Source organism: Marinobacter salinexigens, assembly GCF_008370345.1.
In the GTDB taxonomy this organism is placed as follows: Bacteria; Pseudomonadota; Gammaproteobacteria; order Pseudomonadales; family Oleiphilaceae; genus Marinobacter; species Marinobacter salinexigens.
Window position 1 is genome coordinate 18,189 of the sequence record NZ_VTUU01000007.1, and the last position, 25,537, is coordinate 43,725.

Annotated in this window: 22 protein-coding genes; 17 read left to right on the forward strand and 5 right to left on the reverse strand. The window is 54.2% G+C overall.

The features are described 5' to 3' along the window. The first annotated feature begins 81 nt into the window (after positions 1–81). From FWJ25_RS13960 to FWJ25_RS13985, 6 genes are all read left to right on the forward strand, one after another. On the forward strand, positions 82–1,158 hold the full coding sequence (locus tag FWJ25_RS13960) for a C4-dicarboxylate TRAP transporter substrate-binding protein (RefSeq protein WP_149600879.1): 1,077 nt from the start codon (positions 82–84) through the stop codon (positions 1,156–1,158). Between the two features lie 122 nt (positions 1,159–1,280). Continuing rightward, positions 1,281–1,880 (forward strand): TRAP transporter small permease, encoded by a 600-nt coding sequence (locus FWJ25_RS13965; RefSeq protein ID WP_149600880.1) that lies wholly within the window; start codon positions 1,281–1,283, stop codon positions 1,878–1,880. Next, the gene (locus FWJ25_RS13970; protein WP_149600881.1) at positions 1,880–3,226 is read left to right on the forward strand and encodes a TRAP transporter large permease; all 1,347 of its coding nucleotides are present in this window, start codon (positions 1,880–1,882) and stop codon (positions 3,224–3,226) included. Before FWJ25_RS13965 ends, FWJ25_RS13970 begins: the two co-directional genes overlap by 1 nt. A gap of 12 nt (positions 3,227–3,238) precedes the next feature. Continuing rightward, positions 3,239–4,834: a long-chain-fatty-acid--CoA ligase gene (locus FWJ25_RS13975; protein WP_149600882.1), complete on the forward strand. Its 1,596-nt coding sequence runs from the start codon at positions 3,239–3,241 to the stop codon at positions 4,832–4,834. Between the two features lie 182 nt (positions 4,835–5,016). Beyond that, positions 5,017–6,177 carry an acyl-CoA dehydrogenase family protein gene (locus FWJ25_RS13980; RefSeq protein ID WP_149601025.1) on the forward strand — a complete coding sequence of 387 codons (1,161 nt, stop codon included), beginning with the start codon at positions 5,017–5,019 and terminating at the stop codon, positions 6,175–6,177. A gap of 33 nt (positions 6,178–6,210) precedes the next feature. Beyond that, complete coding sequence (locus FWJ25_RS13985; RefSeq protein WP_149600883.1) at positions 6,211–7,299, forward strand: acyl-CoA dehydrogenase family protein; 1,089 nt, start codon at positions 6,211–6,213, stop codon at positions 7,297–7,299. 86 nt (positions 7,300–7,385) lie between these two features. On the opposite strand, the gene FWJ25_RS13990 is transcribed toward FWJ25_RS13985, so the two are convergent. The 4 genes from FWJ25_RS13990 to FWJ25_RS14005 form a co-directional block, all read right to left on the reverse strand. Further along, on the reverse strand, positions 7,386–8,354 hold the full coding sequence (locus FWJ25_RS13990) for an NAD(P)H-dependent flavin oxidoreductase (protein WP_149600884.1): 969 nt from the start codon (positions 8,352–8,354) through the stop codon (positions 7,386–7,388). A 43-nt stretch (positions 8,355–8,397) separates the two neighbouring features. Beyond that, positions 8,398–9,837 (reverse strand): hypothetical protein, encoded by a 1,440-nt coding sequence (locus FWJ25_RS13995; protein WP_149600885.1) that lies wholly within the window; start codon positions 9,835–9,837, stop codon positions 8,398–8,400. Next, positions 9,837–10,520, reverse strand: a complete 684-nt coding sequence (locus tag FWJ25_RS14000) for a nitroreductase (protein WP_223163256.1) — start codon at positions 10,518–10,520, stop codon at positions 9,837–9,839. The genes FWJ25_RS13995 and FWJ25_RS14000 overlap by 1 nt, the downstream gene beginning before the upstream one ends. 122 nt (positions 10,521–10,642) lie before the next feature. After that, positions 10,643–11,425, reverse strand: coding sequence for an IclR family transcriptional regulator domain-containing protein (locus FWJ25_RS14005; RefSeq protein ID WP_149600886.1), 783 nt, complete (start codon positions 11,423–11,425; stop codon positions 10,643–10,645). A gap of 141 nt (positions 11,426–11,566) precedes the next feature. On the opposite strand from FWJ25_RS14005, the gene FWJ25_RS14010 reads away from it, so the two are divergent. The 10 genes from FWJ25_RS14010 to FWJ25_RS14055 all read left to right on the forward strand — a co-directional run bounded on the left by FWJ25_RS14010 (position 11,567) and on the right by FWJ25_RS14055 (position 23,038). Further along, positions 11,567–12,688, forward strand: coding sequence for a C4-dicarboxylate TRAP transporter substrate-binding protein (locus FWJ25_RS14010; protein WP_149600887.1), 1,122 nt, complete (start codon positions 11,567–11,569; stop codon positions 12,686–12,688). Between the two features lie 67 nt (positions 12,689–12,755). Further along, positions 12,756–13,976: a CaiB/BaiF CoA transferase family protein gene (locus FWJ25_RS14015; protein WP_149600888.1), complete on the forward strand. Its 1,221-nt coding sequence runs from the start codon at positions 12,756–12,758 to the stop codon at positions 13,974–13,976. Beyond that, the gene (locus tag FWJ25_RS14020) at positions 13,973–14,971 is read left to right on the forward strand and encodes an NADPH:quinone oxidoreductase family protein (RefSeq protein ID WP_149600889.1); all 999 of its coding nucleotides are present in this window, start codon (positions 13,973–13,975) and stop codon (positions 14,969–14,971) included. Before FWJ25_RS14015 ends, FWJ25_RS14020 begins: the two co-directional genes overlap by 4 nt. Positions 14,972–14,981: 10 nt before the next feature. Continuing rightward, the gene (locus FWJ25_RS14025; RefSeq protein WP_188093635.1) at positions 14,982–15,485 is read left to right on the forward strand and encodes a TRAP transporter small permease; all 504 of its coding nucleotides are present in this window, start codon (positions 14,982–14,984) and stop codon (positions 15,483–15,485) included. Continuing rightward, entirely contained in the window at positions 15,482–16,789 is a 1,308-nt protein-coding gene (locus tag FWJ25_RS14030) for a TRAP transporter large permease (protein WP_149600891.1), read from the forward strand. Before FWJ25_RS14025 ends, FWJ25_RS14030 begins: the two co-directional genes overlap by 4 nt. Before the next feature lie 307 nt (positions 16,790–17,096). Beyond that, positions 17,097–18,248: a TAXI family TRAP transporter solute-binding subunit gene (locus tag FWJ25_RS14035; protein ID WP_149600892.1), complete on the forward strand. Its 1,152-nt coding sequence runs from the start codon at positions 17,097–17,099 to the stop codon at positions 18,246–18,248. 93 nt (positions 18,249–18,341) lie between these two features. Continuing rightward, on the forward strand, positions 18,342–20,294 hold the full coding sequence (locus FWJ25_RS14040; protein WP_149600893.1) for a TRAP transporter permease: 1,953 nt from the start codon (positions 18,342–18,344) through the stop codon (positions 20,292–20,294). 37 nt (positions 20,295–20,331) lie between these two features. Beyond that, complete coding sequence (locus FWJ25_RS14045) at positions 20,332–21,012, forward strand: 3-oxoacid CoA-transferase subunit A (RefSeq protein WP_149600894.1); 681 nt, start codon at positions 20,332–20,334, stop codon at positions 21,010–21,012. Beyond that, the gene (locus FWJ25_RS14050) at positions 20,999–21,646 is read left to right on the forward strand and encodes a 3-oxoacid CoA-transferase subunit B (protein WP_149600895.1); all 648 of its coding nucleotides are present in this window, start codon (positions 20,999–21,001) and stop codon (positions 21,644–21,646) included. Before FWJ25_RS14045 ends, FWJ25_RS14050 begins: the two co-directional genes overlap by 14 nt. 75 nt (positions 21,647–21,721) lie before the next feature. Then, complete coding sequence (locus FWJ25_RS14055; protein ID WP_149600896.1) at positions 21,722–23,038, forward strand: hypothetical protein; 1,317 nt, start codon at positions 21,722–21,724, stop codon at positions 23,036–23,038. A gap of 68 nt (positions 23,039–23,106) precedes the next feature. Here the strand turns inward: FWJ25_RS14055 and FWJ25_RS14060 are convergent, their stop codons facing one another. Continuing rightward, entirely contained in the window at positions 23,107–24,207 is a 1,101-nt protein-coding gene (locus FWJ25_RS14060) for a C4-dicarboxylate TRAP transporter substrate-binding protein (protein ID WP_188093636.1), read from the reverse strand. Positions 24,208–24,421: 214 nt separating this feature from the next. Here FWJ25_RS14060 and FWJ25_RS14065 point away from each other — a divergent pair, with 214 nt between their 5' ends. After that, the gene (locus tag FWJ25_RS14065; protein ID WP_149600898.1) at positions 24,422–25,507 is read left to right on the forward strand and encodes an alcohol dehydrogenase; all 1,086 of its coding nucleotides are present in this window, start codon (positions 24,422–24,424) and stop codon (positions 25,505–25,507) included. Positions 25,508–25,537: the final 30 nt, after the last annotated feature.

The window sequence follows — 25,537 nt, forward strand, 5'->3', positions numbered from 1 at the left end:
CGGACACACAACGGATTGGGGCATTGGAATACAGCGAACAGGCGGCCAGGCCGCTACTAAAAAAACAAGAGGATTCAAAGTATGGGTATCAATAAGCTGATCAGATCCCTGATGGTTGGTTCCGTTCTTACGGCCGCAACCGTGGGGCAGGTCGCCGCAGAAACAACATTCCGCTATGCCGAGGCGACCCCAAACCGGGGGGCGAGGGCAGCGGCGTTGCAACATTTTGCGGACCAGCTCAATGAACAGTCCGGTGGTGACATGAAGCTGGATATCCATTGGGGCGGAGCATTGCTGAAGTACAGCGCGATTCTCGGTGGTGTCAGCTCCGGTACAGCGGATATGGGCTCTGTGCTGGCGGCCTATGAGCCCCAGAAAATGCGTGTTCTGAGTGTGGGAGATATTCCGGTTCCTCAGTCTGATGCCTGGGTTGGCATGCGGGCAATGTATGAGCTGATGACGACCAACGAGCAGATCCAGGAAGCTTTTGTTCAGAACGACGTTGTCTACATCACTAACTACTCCACCAGTGAGATACAGTTTGAGTGTGCAGGCGATGCCAGAATTGAAACCCTGGACGACTTTGTAGGAAAGAAAGTTCGGGCTTCCGCCATTTACGCCAAAATTCTGGATGAAGTGGGTGCCAACCTGGTCAACTTTACCTATTCCGAAATCTACCAGGCATTGGATACCGGACTGGTTGATTGCTCCGGTGGCTATCTCTATGCCATGAAGGCATTCAAAACTCCGGAAGTCAGCACCAGCGTGGCATTGATGGATTGGGGCCAGATTGCCGGTTTTGCCATGGTGATGAACAAGTGGACCTGGGATGACCTGTCTGCAGAACAGCAGCAGCTGCTGCGCAAGGTTGGTTCTGAGATGGTCGATTTCTACGCAGAGAAATTGATTAGTGATAATCAGGAAGTTCGCGAGAAGTTGCCGACTGGTGAGTTGGGCAACAAGGTCGAAGTCATCGAATGGTCTGACGAGGAGCGGGCCAAATTGTTCACACACTCTGACAAGTACGTCAAAGAGTGGGTCGAGGATATGAATAAAGCGGGCTTCGATGGCCAGGCCATCTGGGATGAGTACCGCGGACTGCTCCACAAATACCAGAGTGAGCTGGACGAGAAAGGTTACCCCTGGGCCAGAGGCTGATTCTGACTACTGATGGTCTTTTTCGGGTGTCCTTGTCCCGTAAAAGACCATCAGTCCACTACCAATAACAATGCACGTCATTTGGAGCACGCTTGTGTCAGGGTGCTCCGCGGGAGGTACACATGGTTACCACTGGGCATGTGGAACAGTTGCAGTCCGAAGATTCCCCAACCGGTTCCTTAAAAATTCTGTGCTCGGCCAGGGGCTTCCTGGCGCGGCTTGAGAGCGTTTTCCTGCTCCTGAGCGTCGTCTGTATTCTGGGGCTCTGTGCCATTATCACCAGCAGTGTGTTTCTGCGCCTGTTTTCGGCTTCCGGTATACCCGATGAAGTCGTCATTGTCGGTGAGTTGATGATCGGCGCACTGATTCTGCCGCTGGCTTTTGTGGCTGCTGACCGTGGTTTTATTTCCGTTGAAATTTTCACCCAGAAGCTAGGGCCCAGGTGGCAGCAGGTGCTGAATGTTCTGACCGTTGTAGTCGGGCTGTTGGCGGTTACGCCCATCACCTACGCGGCCTTCCTCTCCATGGTTGATGCCTTTGAGTCCGAATCGTATTTCTTCGGCCTTCTGGCGTTGCCAAAGTGGCCGGGCCACACGCTGTTTTTCCTGGGTTATGTCCTGTTCTTTATCCGTTTGATTGATCTGGCTGTATACGACTCTCTCATCGCCCTGGGAGTGATCAAGAGCAAGCAATTGACCCTCAACGATGAGGTAGAAGACTGATGGAAACTTCCGTAATTGGCACCTGGGGATTTGCGGTTGCCCTGGTACTGATGATTCTGCGGGTACCAATCGCGTTTGTGTTGGTTGGCGTGGCTTCTGTGTGCTCATTGATTGCCTATGCCTGGCGACCGGGAAGCGAATTCATCTTCGAGCGTGGCGTGCGTCCGGCGCTGGCGTTGATTGAATCCAATGCGTTTGATTTTATCCATTCCTACTCGCTGAGTATGATTCCGCTGTTTATTGCAGCTGGACATATTGCTTACCATTCACGGATCACCACAGACATCTATGAAGCTGTGAGGGTCTGGTTGGCGAAGCTCCCGGGTGGTCTGGCTATTGCCTCTTTGTTTGGTTGCGGCGGATTTTCCGCGATCACCGGTTCCAGCCTGGCGTGTGCATCTTCCATGGGCCGTATTTGTGTGCCGGAGATGTTGCGGTTTGGCTATAACAAGCAGTTGGCTACTTCAACCGTCGCCATGGGCGGAACCCTCGGCTCTCTGATTCCTCCCAGCGTGCTGTTTATCCTTTATGGCATGTTCACCGAGCAGTCGGTTAACAAGCTGTTCCTGGCCGGAGTTCTGCCTGGAATTCTCACGGTTTGTGGGTTCATTATCGTGGTGATGGTCTGGGCAATGCTGAAGCCGGGTCATGCACCAGCGCCAAAGGACCTCAACTTCACTAATCGTGACCGCCTGAAAGCGGCTGTTAAGGGGTGGCCCGCTCTGGCGTTGATGGCCATCATCATCGGCGGTATCTATGGCGGGCTGTTCACCGCAACGGAAGCTGCTGCGGTGTGTCTTGTCTTTGCGCTGGGCTTTGGTGTGATTTCGCGTCGCCTGAGCTGGGCGGATTTCCTCAGCTCGATGAAAGAAACAGCCTTCCAGTCGGCATCCCTGTTCTTCATTGCCATCGGGGCGAAGATATTCGTTTCGTTTGTTTCTCTGACCGGCGTTACCGGCACTTTTGTAGAGTTTGTTGCGAGCCTTGGTCTCGAAAACTGGATGGTGCTGTTCTTTATCGTGTTGCTCTATATCGTGCTGGGCATGTTCCTGGATTCGATCGGCACCATGTTGCTGACCCTGCCTTTTGTGATTCCCCTGGTGGAAGGTATGGGCATGGATCTGATCTGGTTCGGTGTTGTGGTGGTCAAACTGCTCGAAATCGGGTTGGTTACCCCACCCTTGGGTATGAATGTTTTTGTAATCAATAGTGTGGTTGGCCGGGAAATTAAAGTGCACACCATCTTCTTTGGTGTCATGAAGTTCCTGGTTGCTGACCTGATTGTGTTGGGATTGATCGTTGCGTTCCCGATCATCTCTCTCCTTATTCCGAACAGTATGGGGTGATGGGTAGTTCCTATGTGTGCCGTCGAAACCAAATCCGCCGTTAACGCAACGAGCCAATCAATCGCAGTTCAGCACTTGCTGGAAGCTGCGGCCGAGCGCTGGCCTGACAGTCCGTCGGTTTCCTACGAGGGCCTGCGATTCAACTGGAAGCAGACCCGTGACCGCTGTCAACGTGTTGCCTGGGGGCTGGCCAGTCGAGGTGTCGAGCCGGGTGACCGGGTTGCGTATCTGGGGTTCAATTCCCATTGGTGCTTTGAGCTTTTCTTCGCATCACCGATGGCGGGAGCGATCTTTGTACCGGTGAATTTCCGGCTTTCAGTGGGTGAAATGATTGCCTGCGTGACTGATGCTGAGCCGACAGTTCTTGTGGTGGACCAGCATCATCTGGCGCAGGCTGCTGCGATAACCCAGGCGTGCCCCTGGCTGAAAACGGTTATCTACGCGGGGCGGCAGGAGGAACCATGGGACATGGTTTCCTATGAGCGCCTGCTTGGCGAGGCCAGCCCGGTGGAAACGGCTCCAAGTGGCAATGATGACACCCTGGTGCTCTTTTACACAGGCGGCACGACCGGGCGATCAAAAGGCGTCATGCTCACCCATATCAACCAGTTTACCAATGCGCTGGGCGGGCTTGGCTGGTATCGCATGCGGGAACGGGAAACCCACCTGCAGGCCAGCCCGATGTTTCACACGGCGGCTGGCTCGCGGGTGTTCACCGCAACCATGACGGGCACCCACTCGGTCATACTCTCGAAATTTGATGTGCCCGGAGTCATGGAGGCGGTGGCGAAAGAACGTATAAGCACGATGCAGATCGTACCGACCATGTTGCAGATGATGCTGGATCATCCTGACTTTTCGAGCGAAAAGTTTGCCAGCCTGCGGCTGATCACCTACGGCGCCTCACCGATGCCGGTTGCCCTGCTGGAGCAGGCGCTTGAGGTCCTGCCTGGGGTGTCATTCGCACAATCCTACGGCATGACAGAAGCGTCTCCGGTTGTGACTGTGCTGGATAGCGAGGACCACTCCCTTTCCAGTGAGCACATTCAACGTCTGGAATCGGTTGGCCGCCCGGTATTTCACAATCAGGTCAGGATCGTTGATGGCAGGCGTCGGTCAGTGCCTCGCGGTTCTGTCGGAGAAATTGTGGTCAAGGGAAGCAACGTCATGAAGGGGTATTGGCGTGCTCCGGACCTGACCCGGGATGTATTGCAGGATGGTTGGTATTACACCGGTGATAGCGGCTATCTTGACGACGCGGGTTATCTGTTCATGGCTGGCCGGATCAAGGATATGATCGTCAGCGGTGGTGAGAATGTCTATCCCATCGAAATTGAGAATATCCTGTCACGCCATCCGAATATTAAAGAATGTGCCGTTGTTGGTGTTCCCCATAATAAGTGGGGGGAATCGGTTCATGCCGTTGTCCGGCTATTGAAACCTGGAAGTATTACCGAGAAAGAAGTTATTGAATATTGTCGTCAACGAATTGCTCATTATAAATGCCCAACATCCGTAACATTTATGGAAGATGCTTTTCCTGTCTCGACAATTAATAAGGTCCTGAAGGCTGAATTGCGTAAAAAAATAATTAATGATGGTAGGTAATGCCTGCCTGTTATGGGTGTTATCTTTAATTGGTATTTGTTATGCGGAAAGATATATTAGATATTGAAATCTCGTTGTTGTCTTATGACCTCTGGTGAGGTTCTTTTCAGGGTTTTCCGATATTCTCGGAAAACCCTTTTTTTATATATAAATAATACAAATAATTTATAAGAGTAATCGTGATGGATAATGTCCGGTTCAACTTTCCTGCCCCTGAAATTGACGAAACTGTCGAGGCGTTACGCATGGAAGTGCGCCAGTTCCTCAGGGAAGAAATTCAGAATGGCGGTTTTGTACCCGTAACCGATTGTTGGTGTGCAGGTGTGGATCTCGAATTCAGCCGAAAGCTAGGAGCAAAAGGCTGGATCGGGATTACCTGGCCCCGACAGTATGGTGGTGGCGAAATGAGTGCTCTCCACCGTTATGTCATTACTGAAGAGCTCCTCGCAGCCGGAGCGCCTGTCCATGCGCACTGGATCGCCGACAGGCAGAGCGGGCCGTTGATCCTGAGTACCGGCACGGAAGCCATGAAACGGAACATTCTCCCGCGTATTGCCGCCGGTGATTGCTTTGTCGCCCTGGGGCTCAGTGAACCGGAATCCGGTTCGGACCTCGCGTCCGTGCGAACACGGGCACGAAAGGTTGATGGTGGCTGGGAAATCACCGGTACCAAACTCTGGTCTTCGGGGGCACAACACTGCCAGTACATGACCGTTCTGGCACGCACCGGAGATTGGGATCCTGACAAACGCCACGAGGGCCTGACCCAGTTCCTTGTGCCTCTGGACTCTCATGGTGTCAGCGTCCGGGGTATCCGAGATATGAGCGGTGTTGAACATTTCAATGAAAGCCACTTCGACCGGGTTATGGTGCCAGACGATGCCGTACTGGGGCAGGTCGGAGAAGGGTGGAAACAGATTACCAGTGAACTCGCATTGGAACGGTCCGGCCCGGAGCGCTTTTTGAGCACTTTTGTCTCGGTGGAGAGGGCTATCCAGCAGGCGGCTCCCTCTATGCAGGGCCGCCAGGCAGTTGTACTTGGTGGCATCCTGGCCCGTATCAGGGCTCTGAGAGCCATGTCCCAGGGAGTGGCAGCACTGATTGGGGAGGGATGTTCTCCCGATGTCGAAGCTGCGTTGGTGAAGGACCTGGGAACCCGACTCGAACAGGATGTGATTGAGCGTTTGAGGGAGTTCTGGCCTATCGTGCTCAAGCAGGGCTATGGCGATGAGCTTCAGTACCTGATGTCAGACAGTCTTCTGAGGCAGCCGTCGTTTACCTTGCGAGGCGGTACTAACGAAGTGCTCAAGGGCATTATCGCCCGCGGCATTGGGCTGCGTTGATTGCTCTATCACCAAAAAATTTAGGGGTTAGAAATGGAACAGACCGATCAATTGATCCTGGATACAGCCCACCGCTTATTTTCAGAGCTGAGCGGGGCTGAGGTTGTTAACGGAGCAGAGCTCGGAGAAAAGCCTGAACAACTGAGGCAGGCCATACTGGAATGTGGCCTGACCCTCGCCTGGGTGCCGGAGGAGGCGGGTGGTGTCGGCGGATCGCTGGCGCTGGGATTTAACCTGATTCGGATGGCTTCAAGTTTTGCTTTGCCTGTCGCGTTGGCTGATACCCTGGTTGCCAACCTGTTGCTGGCCCGCAGCGGGCTTGAGGTGTCTGATCGTTGGGCGGCCCTTGCTTATGATGGCGGAGATTTGCCGGTTTTGGTTCAGGGCGAGGTTAATGGCGTAGTGGAGAATGCCAGCGGCGCGGTTGAATCGGGTTTCCTGGTGGTGCCGGTCATTGAGAAAGGTGAGGTTCGGATTGCGACGTTCGTACCGTCCACTATCGATATGGAGCACCGGGAAAGTCTGGCAGGTGAGGCGAGAACCCGGGTTATTCTTCGATCAGCGATACCCGGTCAGTTGTCCGAACCGGTGAATGATATGACCGAAGACGGGCTCCGCCAGTTCTGTGCTTTGGTTCGTGCCAGTCAGGTAGCTGGCGCGTTGGAGAAAATGGGCGAGGTTACCGTGGCATATGTGAAAGAACGGAGCCAGTTTGGTCGGCCTCTCGGTAAGTTTCAGGCCATTCAGCATAAGGTTGCCGATATTGCAGGCGAAAGCGCATTGACGACAGCAGCTGTGGAACAGGCCGTACGCAGCCTATCTTCACACTCTGAGGCATTTCATGGTGATTCCGTAGTGTTCATGGCCGTCGCCACTGCCAAAGTGGTGGCATCTGAAGCGGCTGGAAAAGTCTGTCGCGATGCCCATCAGGCTCACGGAGCCATGGGGTTCAGCTTTGAATACCCTCTCCAGCAGTACAGCCGTCGGGTCTGGTGCTGGCGGGAGGAGTTCGGGTCGGAGTTCTATTGGTCCGAGCGCCTGGGCATGGCAGTGGCTAACGAACTGGTTGCCCAGGGAGGGGACCCAGCTCCTGGCAATGCATGGGACATCGTTTCCAGATAGGTGGTGGCTGGCACGTTCCCGGGCGGGTGAATTGAGGGAGTAACGCGGCGGGGCAATGCCCCGCCGATTACATTTGGCGAATGTGCTTACTGCCCGTTCGCAATCTGCTGTCTGGCGGTATCGTATTCATCCCGAAGTTTGGCGACAGTGTCAGCAACAGAGGTCTGGCCGCTAATGCCGCCGACACCCTGGCCGGCACCCCAGATGTCTCTCCAGGCTTTGCTTTTGCTGCTACCGCCAGAACCAAAGCTCATCTTGCTCTTGTCGGATGTAGGAAGGTCATCCGGATTCAGACCAGCTTTCTCGATGCTTCCTCGCAGATAGTTGCCATGCACCCCGGTGAACAGGTTGGTGTATACAATATCTGAGGCGGATGAGCTGACGACCATATCCTTGTAGGCCTGGTCGGCATTGGCTTCTTCGGTGGCAATGAAGCGTGTGCCCATATACGCCATGTCTGCACCCATCACCTGCGCGCTGAGAACGTGGTTACCCTTGGTGATTGCACCACCGAGGATGACCGGGCCATCAAAGAACTCGCGAATTTCAGACAACAGGGCAAACGGACTCAGGGTGCCTGCATGACCACCTGCACCGGCGGTTACCAGAATCAGGCCGTCTACGCCCATGCTGAGAGCCTTCCTGGCATGACGGATGTTGGTCACGTCGTGGAAGACCAGTCCACCATAGCTGTGAGCGGCCTCAATGACCATGGGATTGGCCTGCAGGCTGGTGATGATGATGGGCACCTTGTGCTTCACGCAGACCTGCATATCGTGTTCGAGACGGTCATTGGTGGGGTGCGCAATCTGGTTGACGGCGTAGGGGCCTACCTTGGCGTCCGGATTTTCTTCCTTATACCTGGCCAGTGTTTCTTCAATTTCCGTTAACCACTCATCGAGCTTTTCGGCAGGGCGTGCGTTCAGGGCCGGGAACGAACCGATGATTCCGGCCTTGCACTGCTCAATGACCAGTTTAGGGGTTGAGATGATGAACATGGGAGAGCACAGAACCGGTAAGTTCAGTTTTCCTTTCAGGGTGTCAGGTAAGCTCATGGTGGTTTACTCCTTCTTGTATGATTACCCGTAACTAAGTGCTTTACAGCACCAGGTACAGAGTCAGGTACATGATTGCCAGTACGCTCACGCTGAACCAGCCGTTCCACACCACACCAAAATGTAGGGGTGGGGTGCCAGAGAAGTTGGAAATGAATCTCAGAGAAGCAGTGAACGGAGATGCGCCGGCGAAAACGGCCCAGGTGATAGCAATGACAGAGGCCTGCACAAGCGGTGAAATGGCCATGTCAGGGATTTGCTGCAGTGCGCCCAGCATCAGGGTAACGGTTATGATGGCATTTATGCCTACAAATGAGCATATCAACATGGTCAAGGACATGCCGACCATCAGCGTCGCGTCGGTGATATTGGCGGCGATAAGCAGCTGACTGACGGCAACGGGATCAATCAGCGGAATGAGTATGACGCCGATGATGCCCGATGAGGTGAAGAGTACGACTTCGTTTCTCTGCTGAGTGAACGTCCGGGGGAATGACCGCGTCAGGCGTCTGACAAAAAGCCCGGATTTTATCCGGGTAGGGCGGCCTCGGAACTGGAGCCAGATCCAGGCAAGACCGATAACCGGTGCGCACATCAGCAGGGTTGGAAACAACGACAGCCCGGTTATCCTGGAGATGGCGAACGCGAGGCTTGGTATCAGCGCGACCAGACCTACCAGAGGGATCAGTTGCTTGAGCCCGCCACCGGGCGTTGCATCTGGTTTTGGACGAGGGTACGAAAACCAGTCCAGAATGCCCCCCCATAGAATAAACAGCAGGGTCCATACCAGTCCCAGTGGTGCGTAATGCTCCCAGTCCAGTTCTGGAATGGAAGAAAGTACCAGCAGCATGGTGACGGATGTGGGGGCCCAGAGCGGAACTCCGCAGAAGCCTCTCAATGTTGCTGTCAGCATACGTTTTCGCCGAATCCCTGCGATCCGGCTGGCTTCCGGGTCAGGCGTCTGGCGAGTTGCACGGCGAACCATGGTTCCCAGCACATTGAGAGCGCCTATGTTGAGCATGACGCCAAAAAGATGGGAGCCGAAAGTCATCAGCATGTAGCGTCGGGCAGGGGGCTGATTGACCAGTACTTTGCCACACCTCTGGACCAGCGATGATGACTGGGCGGATTCCCGCAATACCGCGAGAGACGTCAGGAAGAGCGTAAAAAAAGTGGCTCGATCAACACCCGCCGCAACAACCGTATGATCAATCCTGCCTGAGAGCCAAAGCCCCACCGTCAGGGATGGGGCGAGAATGGCGAAAATGCGATAGGTGCGGGTGATGCCATGCCACTGCAGCAGGACAAACAACAGTAGGGTCAGACCGGCTACCCCACTCAGCCACTCAGAACTGACAAACTGTTCCAGAATGGCACACGCAGACGTGACGACCAGACAGATCGCCGCAAGGTTGCGGTTTGTGGTGGGCCAGTCATAGCTCCGGGGCCATCGTAGTGACAGGGTGTTCACAAGTGCACCCATTACTCCCGGAACGTGACGGATTGCGAGAGCGGCTCGCGAACGGTCCTTGTCCGGTTGGCATCTACTTCGGAGTCTTCGTAACCAAAACTGATACCGAGCAGAATACCGACATTGTCGTCCAGATCGAAGGCTTCCCGAACCAGGTCAGGGTATGCGCGCATGCTACCCATGGCGCATGAGCCAATGCCAAATGCGTGCATGGCCAGCATCAGGGTCTGAGCGTATATGCCCACATCCAGAGCAATAGTCGAACCGAAGTTCTTGTCCATTCCGAGGAAGACGATATGGGGCGCATCAAACAGCTCAAAGTTGCGTTGTACGGCGTGGAGTCGGCCTGCTTTATCGTCCCTGGCGATGCCCATTTCATTGTAAAGGGCTACGGCGCAATCTACCTGGCGCTGCCGATACTCCCCTTCCCAGCGAGACACATACTCGAAGTCCGGGTTGCCAGCTACACCCTGTTGCTGCCTTGCAACAAACTGATCGCGAAGTTTGTCCTTAGTCGCGCCCGAGGCCACGAATACTTTCCAGGGTTGGGTGTTGCAGTTGGACGGTGCCTGCTGAGCCAGCTGAAAAACCTGCTCAAGCGTCTGTTGAGAAACAGGCTTCGGCAGGAAGCCGCGAATGGAGCGTCGCGACGTGATTGAATCAACCAGCGAAATGGTCGGGTTTGGCATGTCCATAGCTTTCTCCAGGATGGCACTTGAAATTGTTGTTCCCTGCACCGTAACAAGTTAAGGGGCAGATGGGAAAAGCATATTTTTTATTGGAGCTATGCCCGGTATGAATACCCGTGGCATGTCGGTTATTGTCTCCGTGCCAGCTCCTTGTTGATCTGATTTGCGGTTTCCTGCAGCTCTGCCAGCAAATAGTCCAGCATGCCGGGTTCGGCTCCTTTGCTGGGGGGAAGGGTGATATTGATGGCTGCAATGGTTTTGCCATGCCGGTTATGAATCGGAACGGAAATACCGTACATGCCTTCTTCGAGCTCACGGTCTACCAACGACCAGCCCTTGGCTCCATCCTCCCGAATGGCACGCCTGAGTTCTTCCCTGTCGGTGATGGTGAAGGGCGTGTAACGCTCGATTTTTGCGGTCTCGAGAAAGTAATCCAGTTCGTCATCAGAAAGCGCCGCCAACTGTATTCGTCCCAGCGAAACCACGTGGGCTGGCAGCGATGAGCCGATATTCAGCGTGCTCTTCAGAAGCTTTCTGGTAGGAACGCGCATCACGTAGTAGATGTCGTATCCGTCCAGAACGGCAATGGAGCATGATTCGTGGACACGCTGTACCAGCTCCTCCATGTGCGCCTGTGCAAACGACCAGATATCCATGGAGGACAGGTACGAGAATCCCAGTTCCAGAATGCGGGGCGTCAGCCAGAAAAGTTTTCCGTCGGTACGCGCGTACCCCTGGTCGCAAAGTGTGTGAAGTAATCTTCTGGCACTGGCCCTTGAGATGGATGCCCTGTTTGCGACTTCTGAAAGTGATAGTTGGGCTGCCCCCTCACCAAATGTTTTTATCACCTCCAGACCACGTATAAACGATTGAACTATAGGTAACTGTTCGTCCTGGCCATCTGAATTCATGGCTGTTGTCTCCCCGAAATATTTTGACATTGCCTGTTTTCTGAACTTATTTTCTTGGTGTTCCCAATAAGAACATTGTGTTCGCAATGCGAACGAAGTGCAAGTCATTGCGGCAAAATCCACAGTTTGGAGATAACAACAATGCTAAAAAAACGTCTTGGCCTGTTTTCATCGATTGGTGTCAGTGTTGTTCTCGTGGCGGGTTCGATTACTGCTACCCCCGCCCTGGCCCGTGACCTGTCCTACGGTTCATACCTGCCTCCGCACCATCCCACCAGCACTGGCATGAAAGTGTTTTTTGACGAGGTGGAGAGCGGAACTGAGGGCGACATCAAGTTCAATTTTTTCCCCTCCGGTGCTGCGGCCTCTGGCAAAGAACTGCTGTCAGCTGTCCGCGACGGCATGATTGATGGCGGTTTTCTGGTGACGGTGTATTACCCGACGTCCCTGCCGGCGAATACCACCATCAGCGATCTGTCTTTCTGGGACCAGAATTCTCTGGTTGCGACCGCGGCCAGTATCGATACGGTTCTGACCGGCTGTCCCCAATGCATTCAGGAATTCGAGGACAACGACGTGCGTTTCCTTGCAAGCTACGGAACGCCGCCGTATCAGGCTATGTGCAAGGCCGACTTTGCCAATGGTTTCGACCCGAAAGGGCTGAGGATGAGGGTTGCCGGCGAGGAAATCGGGCGCTGGGTAACCCAGATCGGCGGTATCCCTGTCAATATTCCGAATAGTGAATCCTATGAGGCGATGGAGCGTAGTCAGCTCGATTGTGTGATTGGAGCGACCAGTTGGCTGAAATCCCTGTCGCTCAATGAGGTGGCCAACAGTGTTGTTGAATTGCCCATGGGATCGTTTGTGGGCGGATCACTACTCAACATTCGTAACTCGGTGTGGGAGGAGTTGTCTGATGCCGAGCAGCAAGCGGTTGTTTCTGCGGTACCTCTGGGCGTCGCCAAGACCATTTTCGAGTATCAGAAGGAAGAGCAGGAAGTGCGTGGATCTGCAGCGGAGAAGGGCATTGGCTTTATTGAGGTGTCAGACCAGATGAAGCAGGTTCGGGCTGACTTTATGCAGGCACAGGTGGAACGGGCAGCTGCCACTGCTGCCGGGCGTGGTGTAGAGAATGCCGACAGGATCGTCGCCAGTTTCATCGCCAATCTAGAGAAATGGGAGAAATTGCTGGCCGATCCGGACATCACAGAGGAAGAGTACGCCGCGCTTCTGAAAAGTGAGATCTACGACAAAGCCTTCTGAGCCAAACCTCCGTTGGGTTGCAGGCACCAGAACCTGCCTGTAGCCCCCTTCCCGGGATGAGTTATTGATGACTAACAACAAAACTGAACGGCTACCGTTCCGCGGTGTTCGGGTGCTGGATGTCAGTCAGGGCCTTGCGGGTCCTTATGCCACGCAGATGCTGGCGATGATGGGCGCCACTGTGTTGAAAGTGGAGCCTCCTCAGGGAGATTGGGGCAGGTTGATGGGTGTGCGTCGGGGGGATCAGAGCACTCTGAGTGTTTCCGCGAACTGGAACAAACGATCGATTTGTCTGGATGCCAGGACAACGGGCGGTGCAGCCGTTCTGAAAAAGCTGGCGGGGCAGGCCGATCTGGTGATGGAGAGCTTCCGGCCCGGCATTGTCGAGAAACTGGGCCTGGGCTATGAATCGCTCAAGGCGATTCGGCCGGGCATCATCATGGGATCGATTTCCGGTTTCGGTCAGTCAGGCCCGTACGTGGAGCGCCCTGGCTCAGACAGCATTCTGCAAGCGGTCACCGGTATGTCCGTTATGAATGCCGACAAATCGGGACAGCCACAGCGGGTTGGTATGCTGGCGGTGGATATGATCACCGGGCTATACGCAGGCTTTGCACTGGCCTCAGCACTGTATGAGCAGAAGATGACAGGTGAAGGGTGCCATCTGGATCTTTCCCTTCTGGCATCAGCCTCCGCGTTTCAGGCTATGCCGATGATGGAATCGTTCCTTCAGGGTGGCCAGCGTAATGCCCATGTCACTGTGCCCTCCGGTACGTTTGATGCCTCCGACGGTGCCATTTCCGTCGTCTGCCTCAGAAATGAGATGTTCTATGCACTGGCCAATGTGCTTGGCCACCCCGAATGGCAGTCCGATCCGAGGTTTACCGACAACGAATCCCGGAAGCGGAATGCGACGGAGATTCACGCTTTGATGGGCGACATTTTTTTAACCCGTCCGAGGGCTCACTGGATTGATCGTCTGAACGAGGCCGGTGTTTTGTGTGGGCCGCAGAACAGCTACATGGATTTGCTGATGGACCCCCAGGTCCGGCATCTGGGGTTGATGCCCGAGGTGAATCATGAAGCGTTTGGTAGCGTGCCATTACCTCAATTTCCGGGTTCCCGGGCTGTTGCAGAAAATCTCAGGCCCGCCCCGGGACTGGGAGAACACACATGTGAAGTGCTTCAGGAACTGGGATATGACGATGAGGCAATCGCTGCCCTGATGCGAGAGAGGGCCTGTGTCCAGGCGCAAGCAAATAACAATAATCATGCGGGTGAGTCATGAAAGCAGTTTTGTGTGAGCAGTACTCAGGTTTTGAAAACCTCAAACTGACGGAAACCGACCGGCCACAGCTGGTACCCGGTGCCGTTCGGATCCGGATTCATTATGCCAGTGTGAGTTATGCCATTTCGTTGATGGTGAGCGGGCGTTACCAGCGCAAAATGCCGTTGCCTTTTATTCCGGGTACGGAAGTGTCGGGTGAAATTCTCGAATGCGGGGACGGCGTCGATCGTTTCAAACCGGGAGACAGGGTGGCAGCTATCGTGGATGCCGGGGCCTATGGGGAAGAAGTGGTTACCCCTGACGCGACGGTTTACCCGGTCCCTGCCGGAGTTCCCCTGGCTCGGGCAGTCGGAATCCCTCTGTCTTTCGGTACTGCCGCCACGGCTCTGGAGCGCGGTGGTCTGGAAGCGGGCAAAACGGTACTTGTGTGCGGAGCAGGCGGGGCCCTGGGTCTGGCGGCCGTTGAGATTGCCAGCCTGAAGGGCGCGCGAGTGATTGCGTCGGCAAGCTCGGATGCCAAACTCGACATTGCGCGAAAGAGTGGGGCGGAGGTTCTGATCAATTACAACACCCAGAACCTGCTGGATGTTGTCCGTGCGGAAACCGGAGGGCGGGGTGTTGATATTGTGTTCGATCCGGTTGGTGGTGATCAGTTCGAGCAGCTCATCCGCAGTACGGCTATTGGCGGCAATATCCTCACGCTGGGATTTGCCAGTGGTGTTATCCCCCAGGCGCCTCTGAACCTCCTGCTGGTTAAGAACATCAGCCTGCATGGGGTGAACTTTTCTGAGTACATCGGCTGGGGCAAAGTGGATCGCCGTCAGGAGTTCGCAAGCCAGATTCAGGAGCTCATGGCGGAACTGTTCCAGGCCGCCGCGGGGGGACGCCTGAACGTCAGGGACTCGCAAACCTTCGAGTTTGACGAAGCAATACAGGCAATTGCCAGCGTTGTTGAGCGCCGGTCAGTTGGCAAAGTCATTCTCAGGATTTGTTGAGGGGGCGATGATGAATCGTTGGCTGAAGAAAACCAGTGATGGGGCAGCGGTAGCCGTAGGCTGCATCATTGTGCTGATGATGTTGCATGTTACCGCGGAGGTATTGTTGCGGGTTCTGTTTGAACTCCATATTCCCGGGACCATGGAAGTGGTTACGTATTACTACATGGTGACTGCGGTGTTTATCGGTATTTTTTCCTGCACGGTGGAGGACTGTCACGTCCGGGTGGACGTGTTTGCGCAGTTTCTCAGAGGCGGCGTCAGGCGCCTGGTTGACTGGGTCGGTGCGATAGCCGTTGCTGCCTATTTTGGTATCTTCGCCTACGGCTTATACCTGAAAGCAGTGGGGAGCTGGAAGCGCCAGGAAACCGTGGATGCTATCGCTTTTCAGTTGACCACCTGGCCTTCGCGCTGGCTTGCTTTGGCCGGAATATTTCTCGCCTTCCTCGCTTCGCTGTATGGGGTGTACCGGCTTCTGGTGTCAAAGGATGTTCAGCAGGAGGATAAGCCGTGAGCCCTGTTGAAATTGGTCTGTCCTGCATTGGCCTGTTGCTGGTGCTTCTTGCGCTGAGAATACCTATTGGGGTGGCGCTGGGTCTTGCGGCATTCACCGGTATCTGGTGGCTGAGGGGGTCGTCTGCTGCCTTTTCACTGATGGGTGCTACCACCTTCCAGTTTATTGCGCACTGGTCATTAACTGCCATCCCGATGTTCATACTCATGGGGGCGATAGCCTTCCATACCGGCCTGACACGAACCCTCTATGACGCAGGGCGTGCATGGCTGGGTTTTCTGCCGGGCGGATTGGCGATTGCGACGAACGTGTCCAGCGCGGGTTTTGCTGCTGCCAGCGGTTCGAGTGTCGCTATGGCCGGTGCTATGTCCCGGCTTGCGGTGCCGGAAATGCTGCGTGCTAAATACGACCCGGGGTTGGCTACCGGGGTGGTTGCAGCGTCCGGAACCCTGGGGGCGTTTATTCCGCCCAGTATTCCTTTTGTTCTTTATGCTGTGTTTATGGAGGCTTCTGTCGGGCAGTTGTTGATGGCGGGAATTATCCCAGGGTTACTGACCATGCTGGCCTATGCCGTCCTGATTGTTGTGCGCGTAAAAGTGAGCCCTGAACTGGCCCCCGCTTCGGGTGATCGTTATGAAATGTCCGAAAAAGTGCGGTTGCTGATTCGGTCCTGGCCGCTGCCGGTCATCGTGGCCGGGGTTGTGGGCGGTTTGTACACGGGTATGGTCACGGCTACGGAAGCGGGGGCATTCGGTGCTTCGGTTGCGGTGATTGCAGCTGTTCTGCAGGGTGCATTCAGTTGGTCTGCGATGAAGGAGGCGGTTGCCGAAACCGTACGCAGCACAGCAGCGATATTTCTGATTGCAATAGGTGCGGTGTTGTTCAGCCGTATGCTGACACTCAGCCAGATACCGATGAATGTTGGCGGTTGGGTTGAAGGTTATGCGGTTTCGCTCTGGTTGTTCCTTCTCATTGTGACGGTGTTTTACATCGTGCTGGGTATGTTTCTCGACCCTATCGGTCTGATGCTGGTGACCCTTCCGGTGCTGGCACCCTTCGTGATGGCTTTTGATGTGGATGTCATCTGGTTTGGGGTGTTGGTGGTCAAGTTCATCGAAATCGGGCTGCTGACACCACCCATCGGGCTGAATCTGTTTGTGGTTAGTGCCGGTGTAGGAAACCGTGTCCCGTTCGGCACAATCGTCAGAGGAACGGTTTGGTTCCTTGCTGCAGAGGCGGTGGTGCTGATTCTCCTTATGTCGTTCCCCGGTCTTTCCCTTTTCCTTCCCTCGTTGATGTACTAGCTGTTGTTTTGCCGGATACCTGTCACGCCGAAGGTGGGTGTTTCAGGTATCAGGTAATCTTTAAATTATGCTTTTTTGTTATGGGATTCAGGCCATAACGTGTTAGTTCGTCACGGTATAAAAATGCGGTATGAACTCTATATAAAATTGGTTTATAGGAGGGGCAAACAATCGTTGACCACGGAATCATCCAGCGGTTAGCTTAGGGCGACATGCATAACCATTTTTTATAGAAAGTTGTTGATGCTGTTTCTGATGAACTAGCTTCGGCCTTGCATGAAACAAAAACAAATACTGGAGAACTGCCATGCTCGATCGTACCTCGAACTTTGTACGTCCCCTTGCCGCAACGATCTGCTCCGCCGCCCTGGTTCTTGGAGCGACTGTCGCTCAGGCGGCTGAAACCACCTTGCCGGACACCATGACCTGGTCTTCTTACGACGTAGGTTCTGCCGGTTATGCCGAAGCCTCTGCTATTGCAGACGCATTTGGTAAAAAATACGGAACACGCATCCGGATCCAGCCTTCAGGTTCTGCCATCGGCCGGCTTCAGCCGTTGCTGAGTGGTCGCGCAGATGTAGGCTTTCTGGCGACTGAAACCTTCTTCGCTGCGGAAGGTGTCTACGATTTCTCCACACGTCAGTGGGGCCCTCAGGACCTTCGTGCCATTGCTGGTCGACCTTCATCCATCGGTATTTTTACCGCCCGTGATGCGAACATCACCAGCCTGAAAGAGCTCAAGGGCAAGCGTTTTGCGTTCGTGGCCGGTAACCCGTCTATCAACGTGAAGTGTGGCGCCTTTCTGGCCTTCGCCGGCCTGACCGAGGACGACGTAGAAGCTGTTACCTTCCCGACCTACGCCAGTGCGATGAGCTCGCTTGCGCGGGGCGAAGCGGATGCCTCCTGCACCACGACAACACCGAGCCACGTGTATGAACTGGCGGAATCACCACGGGGTATTCGTTGGCTGAACATGGACCCGAATGATGCGGAAGGCTGGGCCAAGGTAAACGAACTGGCTCCGTTCTTTGCACCATACACGGAGACCATTGGAGCCGGTATCAGTGAAGAAAATCCAGTGAACATCATGGCCTACCGTTACCCGGTTCTGGCGGTTCGCGCAGATATGGACGCAGACACGGTTTACAACATGCTGAAAGCCGTGGATGAAACCTATCCGATGTACAAGGACGCCACGGCGGCTATGCCGCGTTGGGATATCAACAAATCTGGTGTTCCTGCGATTGATGTTCCGTTTCACGAAGGTGCGATCCGATACCTGAAAGAGAAAGGTATCTGGAACGATGAATACCAGGCCTGGAATGATGCTCGCACAGCGCGTCTGAATGCCTTGCTGGAAGCCTGGCCGAAGGCGGTTGCCGAAGGCAAAGGTAAGAGCGATGAAGAGTTCGCCGATATCTGGGAGAAATATCGGAAGCAAGCACTCAGCTCACTCTGAGTGCCCGGCAGGAATTGCCGGTTCTGATCAAGGGCAGCGGGTGCGTTATGCGCTCGCTGTCTTCCTGACTTCTATTCCGGAGCGGTTCGCAACATGACTTCTTCTCAGGGCGTTGATGCCCAAACCAATACTCCTGAAACTCAAGCCCCGAAAAAGGGGCGCCTTCACGGGGTCGGCTATTGGACAGCTCTCGCCCTTGGTGGATTGGGATTGCTGATGGCAATCAATCAGACCTTCCACCTGAAATTGCTCGGATTTGAGCCGTTGGGGAACTCCTATCTCTATTATCTGATCGGGATTTTCCTGGCTGCTGCTTTCCTGTGCTTCCCGGCATGGTCCGGCGCGCGGGATCGTATCTCGTGGTATGACTGGGTACTGGCGGTGTTGGCGCTGGTGTCCTGTGGCTATCTTGGTTACCACGGTCTGACCATGATCAACATGGGCTGGGAATACATGGCGCCCACCGAGGCGACAGTGTTCTCCGGCATCCTGCTGGTTCTGGTGCTTGAAGGCGTGCGCCGTTGTGGCGGCTGGCCGCTGTTGTTTGTGTCCCTGTTCTTCGGAACCTATCCCCTTTATGCCGACAGCATGCCTGGCTTCCTCTGGGGCAATGAGTATGAACTGCCTGAGTTGCTTCGCGCCCATGTGATCGGGGTGGAGAGTGTCATTGGTATTCCGATGCAGGTGGTCGCGCAACTGGTGATCGGCTTCGTTGTGTTCGGCGCAGCTCTGACCATTACCGGGGGTGGTGATTTCTTTATGAAGTTTGCGACTGCGTTGATGGGGAGGAGCCGTGGTGGGCCAGCAAAGGTGTCGGTGCTGTCCAGCGGTATCCTCGGCAGTCTGTCCGGTAGCGTGATTTCCAATATTCTGACCACCGGCCCGATCACTATCCCAACCATGAAGAAGACCGGTTATCCGGCTCACTATGCGGGAGCCGTGGAAGCGTGTGCCTCAACCGGTGGCACCCTGATGCCTCCTGTGATGGGCGCAGTGGCATTCATTATGGCGTCATTCCTGGGTGTTGCTTATGCGGAAATCATGATTGCCGCGTTTTTACCGGCCCTGCTTTTCTATCTCGCGTTGTTGTTCCAGGTGGATAACTATGCCGCTCGTCGAGGGCTCGAAGGTCTGCCTGAGTCTGAGATTCCATCGCTGAAGGAAACGCTGAAAGAAGGTTGGCCGTATCTGCTTTCGCTGGCGATGCTGATCTACATGCTGCTGGTCATGCGAATTGAGGCATACGCTCCCTACTACGCGTCCCTGGTCTTGCTTGTTGTTGCACTGTTCAAACGTGATTACCGTATGAACCTGACCCGTGCGAAAGCATTCATAATGGATCTGACGACTAATGTCTCCAACCTGGTGGCGATCCTTGCGGGTATCGGCCTGGTTGTCGGCGGTTTGTCGTACACCGGCGTGGCCGGTGCCTTCTCAAGAGAACTGTTGTTATACGCCGACGGCAGCATCCCGTTGATGCTGATTGCCGGAGCGGTCACCAGCTTTGTTCTGGGCATGGGGATGACGGTCAGCGCCTGCTACATCTTCCTGTCCATCCTGCTGGCTCCGGCTCTGGTAAATGCGGGCCTGAACCCGCTGGCGAGTCATCTGTTCATTCTGTATTGGGGCATGCTGTCGTACATCACGCCACCCGTCTCTCTGGCAGCGATCACCGCTGCGGGCGTTGCTGGCTCAAATGCCACCAAGACAGGTGTTTACGCCATGCGTCTCGGCGGCATTCTGTTCATCCTGCCGTTCCTGTTTGTGCTGAATCCGTCATTGATTCTACAAGGTGATATCGAGCGAATCCTGATGTCTGCAATCACCGCGATCGCGGCGATCTGGCTGATTGCTTCGGCAATGGAAGGGTATCTCTATCGTGTTGGCATCATCGGCTGGCCGTTGCGAGTGCTTGCACTCATTGCGGGCGGGCTGCTGATCTATCCGGATGCAATCTCGGAGATGCTCGGAGTAGGCGTGATTGTTGCGATCTATGCCGGCAAGAAGCTGTTTGGCTCTGCCACGCTTCCTGCCCGTAACCACTGAATGACCGGATTTGGCCGGATTTGGAAAGGTAAGAAAGATGATTGATAAACGAGTCGCAACGTATCGGGAAGCGATCGCTGATATCCCGGACGGGGCCGATGTGATGATTGGCGGATTCGGCAGCTCAGGTATTCCGCTTGAGTTAATCGAGGCGCTCAGGCAGCACGGTGCCAAAGACCTGGCCATTATTTCCAACAACGCGGGTGTGGCGGAGGAAGGTATTGCCAGCCTGCTACGGGATGGACTGGTCCGGAAAATTGTCTGCTCTTTTCCGCGTTCTGCTGGTTCTGTCTGGTTTGAAAAACGGTTTGAAGAGGGCAGTGTCGAGCTGGAGCTGGTGCCTCAGGGCACCCTCAGCGAGCGTATCCGGATTGCCGGCGCGGGAATTGGCGGCTTTCTGACCCCAACCGGCTACGGTACCCGGCTGGCTGAGGGTAAAGAGACCAAGGTTATTGACGGCAAGGGCTATGTCCTGGAAATGCCCCTGAAAGCTGACTTCGCGCTGATCAAGGCCGAAACCGCCGACATTTGGGGCAACCTGATCTATAACACCGCCGGACGTAACTTCAATCCGATGATGGCCATGGCCGCGGCAGTCACCATTGCCGAAGTCGATCAGATCCTGCCGCTGGGTGAGCTGGATCCGGAAAAGGTTATTACCCCGAGTATCTTTGTTGATCGGGTCGTGTCAGAGGAGAAGAAACATGTTACGGCTTAGTTCTGAAGAGATGGCTCGCCGGGCCGCGCAGGATATTCCGGACGGATCCTATGTGAATCTGGGTATTGGGATGCCGACCAAGGTGGCCAACTATGTGTCTGACGACAAGCAGGTTATCTATCACAGTGAAAATGGCATCCTCGGCGTTGGCCCGTCACCGTTGCCCGGAGAGGAAAACCCGAACCTGATCAATGCCGGAAAGCAGTACGTTACCCTGCTGCCCGGAGGTTGCTATTTCGATAACGCAGAGTCGTTTGCGATGATGCGTGGTGGCCACCTGGATATTTCCGTGCTGGGTGCCTTTCAGGTGGCTGAGAATGGCGATTTGGCGAATTGGGCAACCAATGACGACAAGTTTCCGCCTGCTGTAGGTGGCGCCATGGATCTTGCCGTTGGCGCGCGAAAGCTGTTTGTGATCATGAATCACACGACCCGTGAGGGCGAACCGAAAATCCTTGAGAAGTGTACCTACCCGCTGACGGGTATGGGGGTGGTGAGCCGGATTTTCACGGATATTGCTGTCATTGATGTCACACCGGAAGGGCTACGTGTTGTTGAGCTCTTTGGTGATAACACTCTGGAAGAGGTCCAGGCGCTTACCGGCGCCCGCCTGCTGCCGCCTCTTACCTCATAACTGTGCATTGCCTCCTCCGACCTGCTTGGTGAGGTTTCCGGGGGAGGTACGTCATGATGATAAGGAAGCCTCCCCTTGAAACCGGATAGTTTCTCGTTGCTCCGTTCTGTGCTTGCCTATGCCGGCCTGCTGGTTGGCGTTTCGGTCTTTCTGCCCGGTCATACCTACCTGGCGGTATTGCTGATGATTTCTGCCATCGTGCTTGGGTGGGGAAATCTGAGAATGGTAGGCAGGGTTATCGTTCTGCTCATTGTCGTGCTTGCAGGCGTAGCGCTGGCTTTGGAGCCTAAAGCTGTTGAACAGGCAGCTTCAAACATGACGAGAATCGGCTCTCTGATCATCACCGTTATGTTGTTGTCTGCAGTCCTGAGTCAGTCGGATGACCTCAAGGTGATTTCGCGAAGCCTGTTCGGTGGCAGGGCAGTCTTCCGCTATTTCGGAATGACATCCGGCACGGCGTTGTTATCTGTGCCTCTGAATTTCGGGGCTGTTGGCGTAATCGCCACCATGATAGGTCTGCAGGTCAAAGAGCAGGGCGATTCGGCGTCGGCCCGCAACGCTGCCCGGGCAGTCGTTCGGGGCTTTGGTGCTTCGCCAATGGCATCCCCCCTCTCTATTGCGATCGTGATGACTGTCACGCTTGTCCCCGGGTTGTCGAGCTGGAAGCTCATAGCGCTTGGCCTCCCGTTCGCCATTCTCTACCTGTTGGGTGGTCTGCTGGCTCGGGAAGATGAGCCAGTGAGGGAACTGGCAGATGCCACTAATGAATCTGCACTGTTTCCGTGGCTCAGGTTTATCGGAATCATTGGTTCGATCTGTGTTGGTGCATTTCTCCTGAACTCGCAGGGCAGTTTGCCATACTCCCAGTCGGTGACCTTCAGTTGTCTCGCAGCGGTTGCTATCGGATTGCTCTATCGTCGTGTAAAGGACGGACGGGTCGCACTACCCTCGCTGTCGATGATCAATAATGAATTGGCCATCATGGGAGGCTCGGCGTTTCTGGGTGGCATTATCGGTACCTTTGCCCTTGGCTGGTTGGGCATGGATTTCAGCCTGCCGTCATGGGCCTACCCTATGGTTGCTATGGCGGTTCCCTGGCTTTTCTTCATCGGTGGTAGTGTGGGGGTGAATCCGATCATTTCCGGAACCCTCTCAGGGAGCATACTCGGCCCTATCTGGCCATCGTATGGACTGCTTGGCCTGGGTTTGGGCATCATTGTTGGCTGGGGTGTGACCATCGCCGGAACCCCGTACTCGGCTAACTCCCTTTTGCTTGAGCGGTGCACTGGGTACAAAGCCCACACAGCTTCCTATGAATGGAGTCTGAAGTTCTCGATGGTTGCTCTGGGGGCTGCCAGCGTAGTGTGTGCGGTGTTTACGTTGCCGTTTTAGACAAACTTTTCATAGTCGTAAAAAAGGCGGAACCTCAGGTTCCGCCTGTGTTAGAGGAAATGGCTCGATTAATTGCCGTACTTGGTCGGGTCAAGCTTCGAGTAAACTTCATTCCAGTAAAGTTCTGACAGTTGGTCGGCTGTTTCGATATCGCCTACCAGCCCATTCCACTTCTCAATAAGCTTCGCCATGGTGTCAGACAGTTCCTGAGTCTTTGCCCCATCAATGTTGTATTCGTTGGCATAGAATTCAGGAACAAATTTCAGATCTTCTTCGATGAATTCTTTTGATGCCTTCAGCAGGCTTGGGTCTGCCGTCATGATGTTGATGTTTTTGGCGGCTGCCTTTTTCATGTCACTGAAAGCCTGCTTCTGGTACAGGAATGTCACGTAGGCCGACATCACCGAACCTGCTTTCAAAAGGGCTGTTTTCTCTTCGTCGTCAAAACGATTCCACGTGTCTTTGTTCATTGTTGCGGCACCACCGGCCGCGTACAGACCGCCAGGAACATCGGTCGTAATGTTCTTAACAACGTCGACGAGGTTGAAGTTTGTCAGTTCCGTGGGTGACAGGAAGGTACAGTCCACAACGCCTTGTTCGAGAGCTTCATAAATTTCTGTGATGGGCAGGGCAACGGGAGAGGCCTCGAAATGTTTGGCCCATCGTGCCCAGGGAGCACCGGAGATCCTCAGGCGTTTACCCTTTACGTCTTCGAGGGTTTTTACCGGCTCGTTACAGAACATCACGTACGCAGGTGTGGATACGACGGCGGTATACACCTGGTTGTTTTTGGAGAATTCACCCTGGCACTCCGGGCAATTCAGCATAATGTACTCGAGCATCGCTCCTGAGTAGGCATAACCCTCTTTACCTGGGATGTCGCTTTTCAATGCGGTTTGCATTGACATGTCAGCGCCGAGGTTAGAGTAAGGGTAGTCAGACGGAGAGTAAGCTGTTAACAGGTAACCAAGATCTGCCATACCCTGACTAATTCCGGAATTCATTTCGCTGTGGTTCAGTAGCGACAACTCATAAAGTTTTACAGAGTGTTCGTTGTTCGTGTTCTGCTTTACAGCTTTCGCATATTCTTTGGCGGCTTCAATAGGCGCACCTGAAGGAAAACCGACCGCATAGCGAAGTGTGTCTGCCTGAAGGCTGGTGCTGGCCATAGTGCCAGCAAGTATGGCGCCAAATATTGATTTATATAATTTTGTTCTGGAAGGCATATAAATATCCTATTGTTTGTTTTTGTGGTCTTTTAAATGTTAATTAATTATGTTGCGCGGGTTTAGTATATTAAGTAGCCTTTAAATATCAAAGTCATTTGATATATATAATTTTTTTCTCGTATTTATAAAATAATTCAAACAATCAGGAGATTTTATGTCTGATACAGTTGCTTCCAATGGTAAATACGTAAGGTATGAGCTTTCAGAGTTTGCCGGGAAAATTAAACCGGTAGATCATGATATTCCGGTTCCCACGGGCACCGAAGTATTGTTGAAAGTGGATTTTTGTGGTGTTTGCCATAGTGATGTCCATGTCCGCGAGGGATATTACGAACTGGGTCAAGGTAAAAAACTCGATCTGGGTGGGCGTGGCATCAAACTGCCGGTTACCCTGGGGCACGAGGTTGTCGGTACCGTCGAATCCGTTGGCCCAGACGCAGAAGGTGCAGCGGTTGGTCAGCAGAAACTGATATATCCCTGGATTGGTTGTGGCGAGTGCTCTGTTTGTCAGCGTGGCGAGGAAAACCTCTGCACAAAACCGGCGTCACTGGGAGTCTTTAAACCCGGTGGTTATTCTGAATATGTGATTATTCCCCATCCCCGGTACCTGGCAGACCTGGGTAATCTGAACCCGGCAAATGCTTCACTGCTGGCGTGCTCCGGCTTAACGACATATTCCGCCATCAAAAAGATACAGCCTGTTCACGAAGAAGAGTTCGTGGTGGTTGTCGGCTGTGGTGGTCTTGGGCAGTTGGCGGTAAAAACACTGGTGCTATCCGGTATCAAAAACGTGATTGCCATCGATGTGTCTGAGGAGAAGAGAGAGCTCGTTAAAAAGAGTGGTGCAAGGTTTGCCTTTGATCCACGGGACGAGGGCATCGTTGACACTATCCTCGAAGCGACAAATGGCAATTGCCGTGCGGTGCTGGACTTTGTGGGTAATGAGCAGACTGCAGAGCTGGGGCTGAGTGTTCTGATGAAAGGTGGTCGGTTGGTAGCTGTAGGTCTGCATGGCGGTGAAATTCGCTACCCGATTCCTGTGCTGATTACCAAGGCTGTTTCCATCATTGGCTCCTACACAGGAACGCTGAATGAAATGAAAGAGTTGGTTGCGTTTGCCAGCCAGCACGACCTTGTGGATATCCCGGTGGAGGTTCGCCCTCTGGAGAAAGCGGAGTCTGCGGTTGATGACCTGTCTGCAGGTAATGTTCCGGGACGTATTATTCTTCAGAATAGCTAATAGCGACAAAAAAGGGGGGCTTCAAGCCCC